This window comes from Streptomyces sp. NPDC001599, assembly GCF_042893535.1.
Lineage (GTDB): Bacteria > Actinomycetota > Actinomycetes > Streptomycetales > Streptomycetaceae > Streptomyces.
Window position 1 is genome coordinate 53,082 of the sequence record NZ_JBIAVA010000022.1, and the last position, 17,240, is coordinate 70,321.

The window sequence follows — 17,240 nt, forward strand, 5'->3', positions numbered from 1 at the left end:
GCTGTGGGAAACGTCGGTAAAGCTGGGGACGGCGCTGGGGAGAAGTCGCCCCTCCCTGTGCACGGTGTGTGCAGAACTTTCTGTTCTCCACAGAAACGGCGAGTTGTCCACCGGCTCCGCCCACAGGCCCCGTGGACAAAATTCCTGCTCTGACCTGGGCAAACGAGGTTATCCACGGTATCCACAGGCCCTACTACTACTGACGACTAGAGAGAGAGCGGAATTCGTTTCGAAGCGGGTCCTGTGCACAACTCGGCCTCTCGGGCCCGACCGCGCCTCGTCACGACTTGACCCCGAACGGCACCTACTGTCAGTGGGGTGCGTCAGACTGGTCCCCGGTGTTCTGCCCCTCACAGCGGCGGGCGACACCGGTCAGACGACGAAGGCGAAGCAGGGCGAGCAGCGCCGGCAACAGCAGGAGGCGGCAACAGTGAAGATCCGGGTGGAACGCGACGTACTCGCGGAGGCAGTGGCCTGGGCGGCTCGCAGCCTCCCGGCCCGTCCGCCGGCGCCGGTCCTCGCGGGCCTGCTGCTGAAGGCCGAGGAGGGGCAGCTGAGCCTGTCCAGCTTCGACTACGAGGTCTCGGCGCGGGTGTCGGTGGAGGCCGAGATCGAGGAGGAGGGCACGGTCCTCGTCTCCGGCCGTCTGCTCGCCGACATCTCCCGCGCCCTGCCCAACCGGCCGGTGGAGATTTCCACAGACGGTGTACGGGCGACGGTGGTCTGCGGCTCCTCGCGGTTCACCCTCCACACCCTGCCGGTGGAGGAGTATCCGGCGCTGCCGCAGATGCCGGAGGCGACGGGCACGGTCCCCGGCGAGGTCTTCGCCTCGGCCGTGCAGCAGGTGGCGATCGCCGCCGGCCGCGACGACACGCTCCCCGTCCTGACCGGTGTGCGCATCGAGATCGAGGGCGACTCGGTGACGCTGGCCTCCACCGACCGCTACCGCTTCGCGGTCCGCGAGTTCCTGTGGAAGCCGGAGAACCCGGACATCTCCGCGGTCGCCCTGGTGCCCGCCAAGACGCTCCAGGACACTGCCAAGGCGCTGACCAGCGGTGACCAGGTGATCCTGGCGCTGTCCGGTTCGGGCGCGGGCGAGGGACTGATCGGTTTCGAGGGCGCGGGCCGCCGGACGACGACGCGTCTGCTGGAGGGCGACCTCCCGAAGTACAAGACGCTGTTCCCGACCGAGTTCAACAGCGTCGCCGTGATCGAGACCGCCCCCTTCGTGGAGGCCGTCAAGCGCGTGGCCCTGGTCGCCGAGCGCAACACGCCGGTGCGGCTCAGCTTCGAGCAGGGCGTGCTCATCCTGGAGGCCGGCTCCAGCGACGACGCACAGGCTGTGGAAAGGGTTGACGCCCAGCTGGAGGGCGACGACATCTCGATCGCCTTCAACCCGACCTTCCTGCTGGACGGTCTGAGCGCCATCGACTCCCCGGTCGCCCAGCTGTCCTTCACGACCTCCACGAAGCCTGCGCTGCTCAGCGGCAGGCCCGCGGTGGACGCCGAGGCGGACGAGGCCTACAAGTACCTGATCATGCCGGTGCGGCTGAGCGGCTGAGCCGTGCGTCCGGCCGGTGGTGCGCCGCAGGTGGCTGTCCACAGGTGGGGACGAACCCGCAGGTGGGGGCGTACGTCTGAGCGCGTATGCCCACAGCTGTGCACGGGCGTGCGGGTTTAGGCTCGACGCGGGTACGAAAGTGCCGCGGCACCCGTCCGGCGGGTTCGGAGGTGCCGCCTTGCCACCTCGCACACCTAAGGAACGCAACTGATGGAGCTCGGTCTCGTCGGCCTCGGCAAGATGGGCGGCAACATGCGCGAGCGGATCCGCCGCGCGGGCCACACCGTCGTCGGATACGACCGCAATCCGGACCTCGCCGACGTCCACAGCCTGGAAGAGCTTGTGGGCAAGCTCAGCGCGCCGCGCGTGGTGTGGGTGATGGTCCCGGCCGGCGAGGCCACCCAGGCCACCGTCGACCGGCTGGGCGAGCTGCTGGAGCCCGGCGACGTCGTCGTGGACGGCGGCAACAGCCGCTGGACGGACGACGAGAGGCACGCCGAGGAGCTGGCGGCCAAGGGCATAGGCTTCGTCGACTGCGGCGTCTCCGGAGGCGTCTGGGGCCTGGAGAACGGCTACGCGCTGATGTACGGCGGCGACGCGGAGAACGTCGCCAAGGTGCAGCCGGTCTTCGACGCCCTCAAGCCGGAGGGCGACTTCGGTGCCGTGCACGCCGGCAAGGTGGGCGCGGGCCACTTCGCGAAGATGGTCCACAACGGCATCGAGTACGCGATGATGCAGGCCTATGCCGAGGGCTGGGAGCTGCTGGAGAAGGTCGACTCCGTGGAGAACGTCCGCGAGGTCTTCCGCTCCTGGCAGGAAGGCACGGTGATCCGTTCCTGGCTGCTCGACCTGGCCGTCAACGCGCTCGACGACGACGAGCACCTGGACGGCCTCCGGGGTTATGCACAGGACTCCGGTGAGGGACGCTGGACGGTGGAGGCGGCGATCGACAACGCGGTGCCGCTGCCCGCGATCACGGCCTCCCTCTTCGCGCGGTTCGCGTCCCGGCAGGAGGACTCGCCGCAGATGAAGATGATCGCGGCGCTGCGCAACCAGTTCGGCGGCCACGCGGTCGAGAAGAAGTAACCGGAAGGCTGGGGAGGTCGGCGCACGACCATGCACGTCACGCATCTGTCGCTGGCCGACTTCCGTTCGTACGCCCGGGTCGAGGTGCCCCTGGACCCGGGCGTCACCGCATTCGTCGGCCCGAACGGGCAGGGCAAGACGAACCTGGTCGAGGCGGTCGGCTACCTCGCCACCCTCGGCAGCCACCGGGTCTCCTCCGACGCCCCCCTGGTGCGCATGGGCGCCGAGCGTGCCGTTATCCGGGCTCAGGTCCGGCAGGGCGAGCGGCAGCAGCTGATCGAGCTGGAGCTGAACCCGGGCCGGGCCAACCGCGCCCGCATCAACAGGTCCACGCAGGTCAGACCGCGTGACGTGCTCGGCATCGTACGCACCGTGCTGTTCGCGCCGGAGGACCTCGCCCTGGTCAAGGGCGACCCCGGCGAGCGGCGCCGGTTCCTTGACGAGCTGATCACCGCCCGTTCCCCGCGGATGGCCGGGGTGCGCTCCGACTACGACCGGGTCCTCAAGCAGCGCAACACCCTGCTGAAGTCGGCCGCGCTCGCCCGCCGGCACGGTGGCCGCACGATGGACCTGTCGACGCTCGACGTCTGGGACCAGCACCTCGCGCGCGCGGGCGCCGAGTTGCTCGCCCAGCGGCTGGACCTGATCGCGGCCGTGCAGCCGCTGGCCGACAAGGCGTACGAGCAGCTGGCCCCGGGCGGGGGGCCCCTCGCCCTGGAGTACAAGCCGTCGGCGCCCGGTGAGGCGCACACGCGTGAGGATCTGTACGAGCAGCTGATGGCGGCGCTCGCCGAGGCCCGCAAGCAGGAGATCGAGCGGGGCGTCACCCTGGTCGGTCCGCACCGGGACGACCTGCTGCTCAAGCTCGGCTCGCTGCCCGCCAAGGGCTACGCCTCCCACGGCGAGTCGTGGTCCTACGCGCTGGCGCTGCGGCTGGCCTCGTTCGACCTGCTGCGGGCCGAGGGCAACGAGCCGGTGCTGGTGCTGGACGACGTGTTCGCCGAGCTGGACGCGCGGCGCCGGGAGCGGCTGGCCGAGCTGGTGGCGCCCGGCGAGCAGGTGCTGGTGACGGCCGCGGTCGACGACGACGTACCGCATGTGCTCGCGGGGGCGCGGTTCACGGTGGCGGAGGGGACGGTGGAGCGCGTATGAGCGCGGACGCACCGGAGCCGGGCCCCGGACAGCCTTCCGGTGAGCGCGGGAGCGGCGGCCCGGAGCCGTCCGGCGTCGACCTCGCGCGCGTGGCGCTCAGGGCGGCGCGGGAGGCGGCACGCGCGCGTGGGGACGCGGCCCAGCAGAAGAAGCAGGCGCGGCGCGGGGGTCTGCGCTCGGGGGCGCGGGCCGACGGCCGTGACCCCATGGCGCTGGGTTCCGCGATCAACCGGCTGATCACCGAGCGCGGCTGGGAGACGCCGGCCGCGGTGGGCGGGGTGATGGGCCGCTGGCCGGAGATCGTGGGCGCGGACGTGGCGAAGCACTGCGTGCCGGAGCGGTACGACGAGGACGAGCGGGTGCTGGTGGTGCGCTGCGACTCGACGGCCTGGGCGACGAACCTGCGGTTGCTCGCGCCGACGCTGGTGGCGCGGCTCAACGAGGACCTGGGGCACGGGTCGGTACGGATGATCAAGGTTCTCGGACCGGGTGGCCCGGGCGGTCCGGGCCGGCGGTACGGGCCGTTGCGGGCCCCTGGAAGCCAGGGCCCGGGTGACACCTACGGGTGATGTGCGGGCGTTCTGGCGCCCCGTCAGAGGTGCGTGATGTACCTCACAAAAAACGGCGCCGACGGGCGACGTGAGCCGTCGGCGCGCGCCGCGGCGCACCACCGCGCATGGCCGCGCATCCCGATCTGACTCCCAAGTAGCAAAGGGTTGACGCCTCGAAGCGCTGAGTGCCGTTGTGAGCCTCTTGAGGCCCCCATCCGTATATCGGGAGTCGGACGCGACTGGTTCAGGGCGGCACATGCGGACTCAGGTACCGGCAAACCCCCATCAGTGTCAGTGGTACCGGTAGAATGAGAGAGAATCCCGCCCCGAACGTGGGGACCGTCCGGGACTAGCTGAGCAACGCTGATCAAGGCTTACCAACGCAACATGCCGCAGCCGCTCCGGCAACCTGCCGACGAGCCCGGCTCGTGCTGTGCCAGAAAGGGCGCTTCGTGGCCGATTCCGGCAACCCCAACGAGAACAACCCGTCCACCGACACCGGCGTGAACGACGCGGTGAGCACCCCGCACGGCGATGCTTCCGCGTCGTACGACGCCAGTGCCATCACCGTCCTCGAGGGTCTGGACGCGGTCCGCAAGCGACCCGGTATGTACATCGGTTCGACCGGTGAGCGGGGCCTGCACCACCTGGTGCAGGAGGTCGTGGACAACTCCGTCGACGAGGCACTGGCCGGTCACGCGGACACGATCGACGTGACGATCCTCGCCGACGGCGGTGTCCGCGTCGTCGACAACGGCCGCGGCATCCCGGTGGGCATCGTCCCCTCCGAGGGGAAGCCCGCCGTCGAGGTCGTGCTGACCGTGCTGCACGCGGGCGGCAAGTTCGGCGGTGGCGGCTACGCGGTCTCCGGTGGTCTGCACGGCGTGGGTGTCTCCGTCGTCAACGCCCTCTCCACGCGGGTCGCGGTGGAGGTCAGGACCGACGGCTACCGCTGGACGCAGGAGTACAAGCTGGGCGTCCCCACGGCGGCGCTGGCCCGGCACGAGGCCACCGAGGAGACCGGCACGTCGGTCACCTTCTGGGCCGACGGCGACATCTTCGAGACCACCGACTACTCCTTCGAGACGCTCTCCCGGCGCTTCCAGGAGATGGCCTTCCTCAACAAGGGCCTGAAGATCAACCTCACCGACGAGCGCGAGTCGGCGAAGGCCACCGCCGGCGCGGACGAGGCGGGCGAGGACGAGAAGCACGAGGTCAAGAGCGTCTCGTACCACTACGAGGGCGGCATCGTCGACTTCGTGACGTACCTCAACTCCCGCAAGGGAGAGCTGGTGCACCCGACCGTGATCGACCTCGAGGCCGAGGACAAGGACAAGAGCCTGTCCCTCGAGGTCGCGATGCAGTGGAACGGCGGCTACACGGAGGGCGTGTACTCCTTCGCCAACATCATCCACACGCACGAGGGCGGCACCCACGAGGAGGGCTTCCGCGCGGCGCTCACCTCGCTGATCAACAAGTACGCGCGCGACAAGAAGCTGCTGCGCGAGAAGGACGACAACCTCACGGGTGACGACATCCGCGAGGGTCTGACCGCGATCATCTCGGTGAAGCTGGCCGAGCCCCAGTTCGAGGGCCAGACCAAGACGAAGCTGGGCAACACCGAGGTGAAGACCTTCGTGCAGAAGGTCGTCTACGAGCACCTGACGGACTGGCTGGACCGCAACCCCAACGAGGCCGCGGACATCATCCGCAAGGGCATCCAGGCGGCCCACGCGCGCGTGGCGGCCCGCAAGGCCCGCGACCTGACGCGCCGTAAGGGGCTGCTGGAGTCGGCGTCGCTGCCGGGCAAGCTGTCCGACTGCCAGTCGAACGATCCGACCAAGTGCGAGATCTTCATCGTCGAGGGCGACTCCGCCGGCGGCTCCGCCAAGTCCGGCCGGAACCCGCAGTACCAGGCGATCCTCCCGATCCGCGGCAAGATCCTCAACGTCGAGAAGGCGCGCATCGACCGGATCCTGCAGAACCAGGAGATCCAGGCGATGATCTCCGCGTTCGGCACCGGTGTGCACGAGGACTTCGACATCGAGAAGCTCCGCTATCACAAGATCATCCTGATGGCGGACGCCGACGTCGACGGCCAGCACATCAACACCCTGCTGCTGACCTTCCTGTTCCGCTTCATGCGGCCGCTGGTCGAGTCCGGGCACGTGTACCTGTCCCGCCCGCCCCTCTACAAGATCAAGTGGGGCCGGGACGACTTCGAGTACGCGTACTCCGACCGCGAGCGCGACGCGCTGATCGAGCTGGGCCGCAACGCGGGCAAGCGCATCCGCGAGGACTCCGTGCAGCGCTTCAAGGGCCTCGGCGAGATGAACGCCGAGGAGTTGCGCATCACGACCATGGACCAGGAGCACCGGGTGCTCGGCCAGGTCACGCTCGACGACGCCGCGCAGGCCGACGACCTGTTCTCGGTGCTGATGGGCGAGGACGTCGAGGCCCGGCGCGCGTTCATCCAGCGCAACGCCAAGGACGTCCGCTTCCTCGACATCTGAGTCGGTCTCAGCTGACCGCACCAGGAAGGACCTTCACCAGCAATGACCGACGAGAACACTCCTGTGACGACGCCCGAGGGTGACGCCCTGGCGATGCGTGTCGAGCCCGTCGGGCTCGAGACGGAGATGCAGCGCTCCTACCTCGACTACGCGATGTCCGTCATCGTCTCGCGCGCGCTGCCCGACGTCCGCGACGGCCTCAAGCCCGTGCACCGCCGGGTGCTGTACGCCATGTACGACGGCGGCTACCGCCCCGAGCGCGGCTTCTACAAGTGCGCCCGCGTCGTCGGCGACGTCATGGGCAACTACCACCCCCACGGCGACTCCTCCATCTACGACGCCCTGGTCCGCCTCGCGCAGTCCTGGTCGATGCGGATGCCGCTCGTCGACTCCAACGGCAACTTCGGCTCGCCGGGCAACGACCCGGCGGCGGCCATGCGCTACACCGAGTGCAAGATGGCGCCGCTGTCGATGGAGATGGTCCGCGACATCGACGAGGAGACCGTCGACTTCACGGACAACTACGACGGCCGCTCCCAGGAGCCGACCGTCCTGCCCGCCCGGTTCCCGAACCTGCTGATCAACGGTTCGGCGGGCATCGCGGTCGGCATGGCGACCAACATCCCGCCGCACAACCTGCGCGAGGTCGCGGCCGGCGCCCAGTGGTACCTGGAGAACTACGAGGCCTCGCACGAGGAGCTCCTCGACGCGCTGATCGAGCGCATCAAGGGCCCCGACTTCCCGACCGGCGCCCTGGTGGTGGGCCGCAAGGGCATCGAGGAGGCGTACCGCACCGGCCGCGGCTCGATCACCATGCGCGCGGTCGTCGAGGTCGAGGAGATCCAGAACCGCCAGTGCCTGGTGGTCACCGAGCTGCCCTACCAGGTCAACCCGGACAACCTCGCGCAGAAGATCGCCGACCTGGTGAAGGACGGCAAGATCGGCGGCATCGCCGACGTCCGCGACGAGACGTCCTCCCGCACCGGTCAGCGCCTGGTGATCGTCCTCAAGCGGGACGCGGTCGCCAAGGTCGTCCTGAACAACCTGTACAAGCACACCGACCTGCAGACCAACTTCGGCGCCAACATGCTGGCCCTGGTCGACGGCGTGCCGCGCACCCTGTCCCTGGACGCGTTCATCCGCCACTGGGTGAACCACCAGATCGAGGTCATCGTCCGCCGTACGCGCTTCAGGCTGCGCAAGGCGGAGGAGCGGGCGCACATCCTGCGCGGCCTGCTCAAGGCCCTGGACGCCATCGACGAGGTCATCGCGCTGATCCGGCGCAGCGACACCGTCGAGATCGCGCGCGGGGGCCTGATGGACCTCCTGGAGATCGACGAGATCCAGGCCAACGCCATCCTGGAGATGCAGCTGCGCCGCCTCGCGGCCCTGGAGCGGCAGAAGATCGTCCGCGAGCACGACGAGCTCCAGGCGAAGATCGCCGAGTACAACGAGATCCTCGCCTCCCCGGTCCGCCAGCGCGGGATCGTCAGCGAGGAGCTGACCGCGCTCGTCGAGAAGTACGGCGACGACCGCAAGACCAAGCTGATCCCGTACGAGGGCGACATGTCCATCGAGGACCTGATCGCCGAGGAGGACATCGTCGTCACGGTCACCCGTGGCGGCTACATCAAGCGCACCAAGACCGACGACTACCGGGCGCAGAAGCGCGGCGGCAAGGGCGTGCGCGGCACGAAGCTCAAGGAAGACGACATCGTCAACCACTTCTTCGTGTCCACCACGCACCACTGGCTGCTGTTCTTCACCAACAAGGGCCGCGTCTACCGCGCCAAGGCGTACGAGCTGCCGGACGCCGGCCGGGACGCGCGCGGCCAGCACGTGGCGAACCTGCTGGCCTTCCAGCCGGACGAGACGATCGCGCAGATCCGCGCGATCCGCGACTACGAGGCGGTTCCGTACCTGGTTTTGGCCACGAAGGCCGGCCTGGTGAAGAAGACGTCGCTGAAGGACTACGATTCGCCGCGTTCGGGCGGTGTCATCGCCATCAACCTGCGGGAGCAGGCGGACGGAAGCGACGACGAACTGATCGGCGCCGAACTCGTCTCGGCCGAGGACGACCTGCTGCTGATCAGCAAGAAGGCACAGTCGATCAGGTTCACCGCGTCGGACGACACACTGCGTCCGATGGGGCGTGCCACCTCGGGCGTCAAGGGCATGAGTTTCCGCGAAGGGGACGAGCTGCTCTCGATGAATGTTGTTCGAGCCGGTACGTTCGTGTTCACTGCCACCGACGGCGGTTACGCGAAGCGGACCTCCGTCGACGAGTACCGCGTCCAGGGTCGCGGCGGTCTCGGCATCAAGGCCGCCAAGATCGTCGAGGACCGCGGGTCGCTCGTGGGCGCGCTGGTGGTCGAGGAGCACGACGAGATCCTCGCCATCACACTCTCGGGCGGTGTGATTCGTACGCGAGTCAACGGGGTCAGGGAGACCGGCCGTGACACCATGGGCGTTCAACTGATCAATCTGGGCAAGCGCGATGCCGTCGTCGGCATCGCACGCAACGCCGAGGCGGGACGCGAGGCGGAGGAGGTCGACGGCGATGTGGTCGTCGACGAGACCGCCGAGGGTGCCGCGACCACCGGCACGGACGAGGGCGAGGCGCCCTCGGCCGAGTAGCACGAGGAGAGAGTCATCGTGAGCGGAGCCACGGGCGCCGGATCGGCCGGTACCCCCACGGGTACGGAAACGGGCGGCGGCGGCCGTGGCTCAGCCGCGCGTGCGACGGATTCGCACACGACTCAACTGCGCAAGATCGACGACGGAGCGACCGACTCGCACTCGGGGAGCTCGTCCTCAACGCATGGATCCCAGGGGGGAACTGTGACGGACACCCGAGGCCAGCAGACTCAGCAGGCGGCCTCGCCGCTGCCGGGGGAACGGCAGCCACAGCAGCCCGGCGGGCCCTACCACCCGCCGCAGGCCTACCAGACCCAGGGCGGCAACGCGTCCGCCGTGCGCCGCCCGCGCACCGGCGCCCGCACCACGCCCCGCGTCCGCAAGGCGCGTCTGCGCGTCTCGAAGGCCGACCCGTGGTCGGTGATGAAGGTCAGCTTCCTGCTCTCCATCGCGCTGGGCATCTGCACCATCGTCGCCTCCGCCGTGCTGTGGATGGTCATGGACGCCATGGGCGTCTTCTCGACGGTCGGCGGCACGATCTCCGAGGCCACCGGATCCAACGAGTCCAACGGCTTCGACCTGCAGTCCTTCCTGTCGCTGCCCAACGTGCTGATGTTCACGACGATCATCGCGGTCATCGACGTCGTCCTCGCGACGGCCCTGGCCACCCTGGGCGCGTTCATCTACAACCTGTCCGCCGGCTTCGTCGGCGGTGTGGAGCTGACGCTCGCCGAGGACGAGTGATCGGCGAGCCGTCCCGGCCCTCGGGCCGCGCGACAACCGATTTTGGGACTGCCCGCCTCGTGCGCTAATCTTCAGGAGTCAGCGCGCGGGACATACACCGCAGAGCGCGGCGGGGCTATAGCTCAGTTGGTTAGAGCGCATCCCTGATAAGGATGAGGCCACAGGTTCAAATCCTGTTAGCCCCACCAGCACCTAGACCCCCAGCCGGTACCGGTTGGGGGTCTTTGCGTTCGCCGTTCGCCGTCCGCCGTTCGACGTTGACCGCGCAGGAAAAGACCCGACCGCTGGCGACGGGGGATGCGCCAGCGGTCGGGCTGTGGCCAAGGCTAACAAGGCCGGGTGGCCGGTGGGTGCCGACTGGTCGGTCGGGTACCGGCGATGTGACAGGGATCACGTGTGCGGTGGTGGTGTCTCACTGGTCGCACGGCGGCTCGTAGTCCAGGCGTGGCAGGTACTCGTGCCACTTCTCCTCGGTCAGCACACCCCGGGTGGCCGAGCAGATGCGGTCGATGGCGTCGTCCACGTCCAGGCTCCACAGCCGGACCGAGTCCGTGCCGCTGGACACCCCGAGCATGTGGCTGACGGGGCTGAAGGACAGGAAGTTGCCCGTCTTGGCGTTGGGGCTCATCGCCCGGCCGATGGGGGCCGCCTCGGCGGGGTCGGTGACGCTCCAGAGCCGGACCGTGTTGTCGTTGGCGCCGCTGGCCAGGGTGTCGCCGTCCTGGCTGAACGTCAGCGACACCACCGAGTCGGTGTGTCCGGCGAGCGCGGTCTCGGCGCCGGACGCCCCGCCCGGCTCGGTGACGTCCCAGAGCCGGACCGTGCCGTCGTCGCTGCCGCTGGCCAGCGTGTGGCCGTCGGGACTGTAGGCGAGGACGTTGACGGGCCCTAGGTGCCCGGTACGGGCCGCGCCGAGGCGGGTGGCGTGCGCGGGGTCGGTGACGTCCCAGAGGCGTACGGCGTCGTCGGCACCGCCGCTGGCGAGGGTGCGGCCGTCCGGGCTGAACGCGAGCGTGTTCACGTATCCCGAGTGGCCGGTGAGCGGCTTGCCCAGGCGGCGGGGGCGGGACGGGTCGGCGGCGTTCCACAACTGGATGGTGCGGTCGTCGTGGGCCGTGGCCAGGGTGCGGCCGTCCGGGCTGAACGCCAGGGTGTCGGGGCCCGCGTAGCGGGTGTTCAGTGCCACCGGCGGTCCGTGGGCGGTGGGCCCGGCCGGGTCCGTGACGTCCCACAGTTGCAGCGCGCTGCCCCCCACGAGGACCGCGAGCGTCCCGCCGTCCGGGGAGAACACCAAGGACCGTATGTCGCCGTCCCCCGGCTCGAAGGGAGCGCTCAGCGAGACGGGCCGGCCGGGGTCCGTCACGTCCCACAGCCGGACCCGGCCGTCGCGGGCCGCCGTGGCCAGTACGTGCCCGTCGGGACGGAAGGCCCCGATGCGGCCGATCATGTCCGACGTCGGCAGCGACCACAGGCGGACCTTGCTGTCGCCGCTGCCGGTGGCGAGGGTGTGGCCGTCGGGACTGAAGCCGAGGGCGTACATCTCGCCGCTGCCCCCGGCAAGGGGCACGCCGACCTGCGAGGGGTAGGCCGGGTCGCTGACGTTCCACAGGCTCGCCGTACTGTCCGCGCTGCTCACCGCGAGCATGGCGCCGTCGGGGCTGAACGCCACCGCCCAGACGGGGCCGCTGTGGCCGGTGAGCGGCGCGCCGACGGGCTTCGCCCGGGCGGGGTCGGTGACGTCCCAGAGCTGGACGGTGTCGTCGGCGCTTCCGCTGGCGAGGGTGTGGCCGTCGGGGCTGAAGGCCACGGAGTGCACCAGGCCGCTGTGGCCGGCCAGCGGTGCGCCGGCCGGCTCGGGCCGGCGGGGATCGCTCACGTCCCAGAGCCGGACCTTGTCGTCGTCGCCGCCGGCCGCGAGCGTGTCCCCGTCGGGACTGAAGGCCACCGAGCGCACCGCCCCCGTGGAACCGGTCAGGGTGTCGAGCGCCTCGGGGGCGCGTCGGTCGGCCACGTTCCACAGGCGGACGGCGTGGTCGTCGTGGGCGGAGGCCAGGGTGCGGCCGTCCGGGCTGAAGGCGAGCAGGTAGACGGTGCCGCCGTGGCCGGCCAGCGGTGCCCCGAGCGGTCGCGGGCGGCCGGGGTCGGTGACGTCCCAGAGCCGGATCGTGCCGTCGTCCGAGGCGCTGGCCAGGGTGCGGCCGTCCGGGCTGAACACCGCGGTGCTCACCCAGCTGGTGTGTCCGGTGAGGGGCTTGCCCAGCTGCCTCGGACGGTCGGGGTCCGAGACGTCCCAGAGCCGGACGGTCCGGTCGTAGCTGGCCGTCGCCAGGATCCGTCCGTCGGGGCTGAAAGAGGTGAGGTAGACGGCCCCGGTGTGCCCGAGGAGCGGGGTGGCCAGGGGCGCGTTCACGATCGAGATCAGCCGGTTCCTGACGTCCTCGTCGTCCGGCCGCAGGCGGTGCGCCGCCAGGTCGAGCTGGGCCGACAGGGACGGGTCGGTGTCCTGGACCCGGTCCGCTTCGGCGACCACCTGCTCGAACACGGCGTCGTTGCGCTGCTGCCAGGCGAGCACCGCGGAACCGACGGCCAGGAGGGCCAGGACGACCAGCGCCGACACCGCGGCACGGCTGATCATGACGGTGCGCCTGCGCAGCCTGACCGCGGCGGCCAGGAACTCCACCGCGCTGCGGGTCAGGAAGGTGTCGTCGGCCGACTTCGCCCAGCCGTCGGCCTGCGCCAGCCGGGAGCCCCGGTAGAGCAGCGCGGAGTCGCGGGCCGACTCCTCCCAGGCCAGGCCGTCCTCCTCGAGCCGCTGGCGCAGCAGGTTTCCGGCGCGGTCCTCGTCGATCCAGTCGCGCAGCCGGGGCCAGGCGTGCAGCAGTGCCTCGTGGGTGATCTCCACGGTGTCCGCGTCGAGCGTCACCAGCCGGGCCCGCACCAGCGCCTCGAGGGACTCCTCGGTCTTGCCCGGGTCCCTCGACTCCTCGGCCAGCCGACGCCGAGTGCTGCGCCTGCGGGTGGCCTGCGTGTCCTCGCTCAGCCGGATCAGCCTGAGCAGCAGCAGCCGCGCGGCCGTGCGGGCCGCCGGATCCAGACCGGACCAGGCCCGCTCGGCGGTCGCGGCCACCGCGCCCTGGATGCCGCCGGCCGCGCGGTACCCGGCCAGGGTCAGCCGGCCCGCCTTGCGCCGCTGCCAGGTGGCGAGCAGGGCGTGGGACAGGAGCGGCAGCACGCCCGCGTCGTGCTCCCCCACGGCCCGGAAGGCGTGGGCGCCGCCTGCACCGCGCGGGCCGTCGGTGCTCACCTCGCGGATGATCAGCTCGGCGAGCCCCGGTTCCAGCTCCATGCCGACGGCCCTTGCGGGCGCGGTCACCGCCTCGCGCAGCTCCGCGGTGGTCAGCGGCCCGAGCACCATGTGCCGGTGCTGCAGCGCGTCGGCCAGCTCGGGGTACCGCAGGCACCGGTCGTAGAAGTCGGCGCGTACGCCCAGGGTCACCAGCACCGGCGGCGGGTCACCGTCGGCGCCGGGCACACAGGCGGCCTGGAGCAGCTGGATGAACACGCGCCGGTCCGCCTCGTCGGCGCAGAGCGTGAACAGCTCCTCGAACTGGTCCACGATGACGACCGGCCGGGCAGCCGCGGGGGCGTCGGGGCCGCCTGCGTGCTCTTCCCGGCTGCCGGAGAGGGCCGGACGCTGCCGGGCATCGGGGGCCGCGTGCTCTTCTTGGCCGTCCCGGCTGTCGGAGGGTGCCCGGTCCGGCGGGCGCGTCCGGCTCGCCCGGCCGGTCGGGTCCGCTTGCCCTTGCGGTCCCGCTGGGCGGGTCTCGCCGTCCGAGTGCGTCCGGCTGAGCCGGCGTGCCTGGCTGTTCGGTCCGTCCTGGGTGCTGGGGCTGAGCCGGCGTGCCCGGTCGCGGGGGCCTGCCTGCCTGTCTTGGTCGTCGCGGTCGTCGCGGTCGTCGCGGTCGTCGCGGTCGTCGCGGTCGTCGCGGTCGTCCTGTGCGTCCTGTGCGTCCCGGCCGTGCCTGCCGATCTGCCGGTCCTGGCCGTCTCCGCCGTCCTCGCCGTACGGGCCGGCCCTGTCGTGCCCGTCTGGCCGCCTCGCGAGGGGTACCGGGGCGGGCTGGATCTCCCCGCCGTCCTGGCCGCTCTGCCCTGTCCGGCCGCTCTGGCCGCTCTGGCCTCCCTGGCCTACATCGCTCACTCGGCCCGTTTGGTCTGTTTGGTCTGTTTGCTCGACCTGGCCTGCGTTGCCCGGCCGGCTGTCCGGGCCGGCCCTGTCGCCCCCGTTCGGCTGCCCCTCTGGGGCGACCAGGTCGTGCCGTCCGTCCCGACGGTCTCGGCCGCCCGGGTCCGGCCCGTCCGCCTGGCTCACCCGGACCGTCCGTCCGGTCCGGCCGTTCCGACATGCCGAGACGTCCGGGTCGCCCCGGCCGTTCAGCCCGGTTCGGCTGTTCCGGTCCGGCTGGCTGCCAGGGTCTGTGCGGCCTGCCTGTCCTGCCTGGCCTGCCTCATCGGCTCGGTCTGTTTGGGCGGTTTGTCCTGCCCGACCGGCCCAGGCTGCCTGGTTGGTCCGTTCTGCGGGGTCGGCAGGGTCGGCCGGGTCGGTGCGGTGCCTGTCCTGCCCTTCTCGCCCGTCCGGCCCGTTCCGTCCGTCCTGCTCGTCCTGACTCTCCGGCCCGTTCTGCCCGTCCCGGCCCTCCCGCCCGGGCGGGAGGGCCGGGGATGCTGCCCAGGCCGCGAAGGCCGCCCTGGCGGCGTCCTCCGTCTGTGGGTCGCCCGGGTTCCACGTCTCGGGGGAGTCCGTCTCCCGGGCCGCCGTTTCCCTTATGGCGACGACGACGGGCGTGAGCTGCGGTATCAGCCGGGTCAGTTCGCCGAGCGGGTCGGCGCCCGGCACGAGTTGGAGCACTCTTCTGGGCGGACCGCCCCCGGCGTCGCGCGTGCCGGTGCGCAGGGCGGGCACCAGGCCGGCGTTCAGAAGGGAGGACTTCCCTGCCCCGGAGGCGCCGACCAGCATGACCAGACCGCCCGTGTCCCGCGTGGCCTGGAGCTGGGCGAGGAGGGCCCGCGTGCTTCGTTCCCGCCCGAAGAACCAGTCGGCGTCCTGCCTGCGGTAGGCGGCCAGGCCCCGGTAGGGGCAGACCCCGCCGAGGGCCGCCGGAGCCTCGGCGGGGGTCTGCTCCTCCGCCGCGGCCGCCCCCGGGCGTTCACCGCTCGGGTCGGCCACCGCCCGCTCCCACAGGCGCTGCCACTGGACCAGGTCGTACAGACCGGCGGAGACCGGTACGGGCCGTGCGCGCCGGGCCTGGGGTATGAGGACGTGCAGGACGGCCGCGAGGGCGGGGAACTGGGCCGGCACGTTCTTGGCCCGCCGCCAGTCGCTGATCCGCTGCGCGGAGACCCGCACCGGACGCCCTCGTTCGTCGACGCGCTGGAGCCGGACGACGGCCTCGGACACGCGTTTGAGGGGAGGGTTGCCGGCCTCCCTGTACAGCAGTGCGAGGCGTTCTGCGAAGGCCGTGCGTGCCCCTGAGTCGAAACTCAAGGTCTCCACTCCTTACTTCCCCCGCACCTGGACGTCCGGACCGGAAAACTCACTCTATACGGCTGACCTGCGGCTACAGCAGCTTCCGGGTTCCGGCCCCTCCTCCGCGGCGACCTCGGGTGGCAGGATCGCGTCGCAGTGGCGAGGCGGCCCCGCGGCACCCGGACAGGTCAGCGGCTCAGCACTCGGAGAGCCACCCCATGAGGCCGCATGTTCTCGGTCAGCTTTCGGTGGCCCGTCCCTCCCCGAGCCCGTCCGGTACCGCACGCGAAAACGGCGCCGGCATGGTTTGGCACCGGTCCCCACGAGGGGAGGGACCGGAGCCAAACCATGCCGACGCGCACTTGTGAACGGGCAGCGGCGGCCGCCGTGGGTCAGTCCCCGGCGGACGAGCCGGTGGACGACCCGCGGGCGGGCGGGACCAGCAGGTCGCGCTCCGGGTGCTTCTCGCCGGTGACGCGGCCCCGGATGCCGAGATCCAACCTGGCGGCCTCGTGGAAGGCGTTGATGGCGCGGAACGCCGCCCGGTGCCGCTCCCGCCACTCCTCCAGGCTGCCGTCGACCCGGCCGGTCGCCTGCCAGTCGATCTCGGCGAGCACCACGTTCAGCTCGTGCCCGGACTCGATGGCCTCGTCCCCGCCGAGCAGCATGACCCGCTCGAAGGCGGCCCCCCCAGCGCAGGCTCGCCTCCGCGAGGGCGTCGCGGAGGTCCTCCTCGCTGCGGTGGGTCTCGCGCAGCCCCTCCCGCGCCTCGTACAGCGGCACGGACGCGGCGATCCGCAGCTTGGCGGCGTCCACGTACTCCCCGTAGGCGTCGACCTTCTTGTCGTCCCACCGAGTCAGCAGCTGGTTGCGGTTGCGGCTCCGCTCCATCAGGTAATTCGTGACGTGCGTGGTCAGCGCGCCGACCAGCACGGCCGCGATCGTCACGAGCTGCTCGCCGGTCCCCAAAACCGTCCCCCCTCGGTCACGACTCCGCACTCGGCACTCCGCAGGCCATCACGGGTCGTCACGGGCCGTCGCAGGCCACCGCGGGGCCGCGGCGGAATGTGGGATTGCCGGACGATCTTACGAGGACGGGGGCGGGCGGGCCAACAGGCGGGTCGGCCAACGGGCGTGCGTGCGGGGCGGGTTCAGTGCGCCGATCCGTGGGCAGGCAGGTCGTGAAGGCTCCGAAACCGACCGCCGACCGCCGCTGGAGTGCGCATGAGGATCTCCGTCGACCCCGAGCAGTGTTACGGCTCCGGAGACTGCGTCCACCGGGCCCCGTCCGTCTTCACCCAGGTGGGCGGCCTGGGTGCCGTCATACCCGGCCGGGAACACGACGTCGACGCCCCGCGGGTGCGCGAGGCGGCCGAGGGGTGTCCGTCCGCCGCGATCACCATCGCCGGCACGGAGACGGAAGAGGTCCGGGGCTGAATACCCGCGGCGAACCGGAACCGGGCGCCGCC

Annotated in this window: 10 protein-coding genes and 1 tRNA gene; 9 read left to right on the forward strand and 2 right to left on the reverse strand. The window is 71.1% G+C overall.

What is annotated here, in order from left to right:
* Positions 1-430 precede the first annotated feature (430 nt).
* From dnaN to ACFYZ3_RS35235, 8 genes are all read left to right on the forward strand, one after another.
* Positions 431-1,561 carry a DNA polymerase III subunit beta gene (gene dnaN / locus ACFYZ3_RS35200; RefSeq protein ID WP_003975054.1) on the forward strand — a complete coding sequence of 377 codons (1,131 nt, stop codon included), beginning with the start codon at positions 431-433 and terminating at the stop codon, positions 1,559-1,561.
* A 210-nt stretch (positions 1,562-1,771) separates the two neighbouring features.
* Complete coding sequence (gene gnd / locus ACFYZ3_RS35205; protein ID WP_388526540.1) at positions 1,772-2,647, forward strand: phosphogluconate dehydrogenase (NAD(+)-dependent, decarboxylating); 876 nt, start codon at positions 1,772-1,774, stop codon at positions 2,645-2,647.
* Between the two features lie 30 nt (positions 2,648-2,677).
* Complete coding sequence (gene recF / locus ACFYZ3_RS35210) at positions 2,678-3,799, forward strand: DNA replication/repair protein RecF (protein WP_388526543.1); 1,122 nt, start codon at positions 2,678-2,680, stop codon at positions 3,797-3,799.
* A complete protein-coding gene (locus tag ACFYZ3_RS35215) occupies positions 3,796-4,368 on the forward strand; it encodes a DUF721 domain-containing protein (RefSeq protein WP_388526546.1) in 573 nt (190 codons plus the stop codon). The genes recF and ACFYZ3_RS35215 overlap by 4 nt, the downstream gene beginning before the upstream one ends.
* Positions 4,369-4,802: 434 nt before the next feature.
* Positions 4,803-6,863: a DNA topoisomerase (ATP-hydrolyzing) subunit B gene (gene gyrB / locus ACFYZ3_RS35220; protein WP_388526549.1), complete on the forward strand. Its 2,061-nt coding sequence runs from the start codon at positions 4,803-4,805 to the stop codon at positions 6,861-6,863.
* A 42-nt stretch (positions 6,864-6,905) separates the two neighbouring features.
* The gene (gene gyrA / locus ACFYZ3_RS35225; protein ID WP_388526552.1) at positions 6,906-9,500 is read left to right on the forward strand and encodes a DNA gyrase subunit A; all 2,595 of its coding nucleotides are present in this window, start codon (positions 6,906-6,908) and stop codon (positions 9,498-9,500) included.
* An 18-nt stretch (positions 9,501-9,518) separates the two neighbouring features.
* The gene (locus ACFYZ3_RS35230) at positions 9,519-10,244 is read left to right on the forward strand and encodes a DUF3566 domain-containing protein (protein WP_361013849.1); all 726 of its coding nucleotides are present in this window, start codon (positions 9,519-9,521) and stop codon (positions 10,242-10,244) included.
* A gap of 111 nt (positions 10,245-10,355) precedes the next feature.
* Positions 10,356-10,432, forward strand: a tRNA-Ile gene (locus ACFYZ3_RS35235).
* 224 nt (positions 10,433-10,656) lie between these two features.
* On the opposite strand, the gene ACFYZ3_RS35240 is transcribed toward ACFYZ3_RS35235, so the two are convergent.
* Together ACFYZ3_RS35240 and ACFYZ3_RS35245 are read right to left on the reverse strand one after the other, a co-directional pair.
* Positions 10,657-15,789: a hypothetical protein gene (locus ACFYZ3_RS35240; protein WP_388526554.1), complete on the reverse strand. Its 5,133-nt coding sequence runs from the start codon at positions 15,787-15,789 to the stop codon at positions 10,657-10,659.
* 374 nt (positions 15,790-16,163) lie between these two features.
* A complete protein-coding gene (locus ACFYZ3_RS35245; RefSeq protein ID WP_388526557.1) occupies positions 16,164-16,439 on the reverse strand; it encodes a hypothetical protein in 276 nt (91 codons plus the stop codon).
* Positions 16,440-16,995: 556 nt separating this feature from the next.
* On the opposite strand from ACFYZ3_RS35245, the gene ACFYZ3_RS35250 reads away from it, so the two are divergent.
* Positions 16,996-17,208: a ferredoxin gene (locus tag ACFYZ3_RS35250; RefSeq protein ID WP_388526560.1), complete on the forward strand. Its 213-nt coding sequence runs from the start codon at positions 16,996-16,998 to the stop codon at positions 17,206-17,208.
* Positions 17,209-17,240 lie beyond the last annotated feature (32 nt).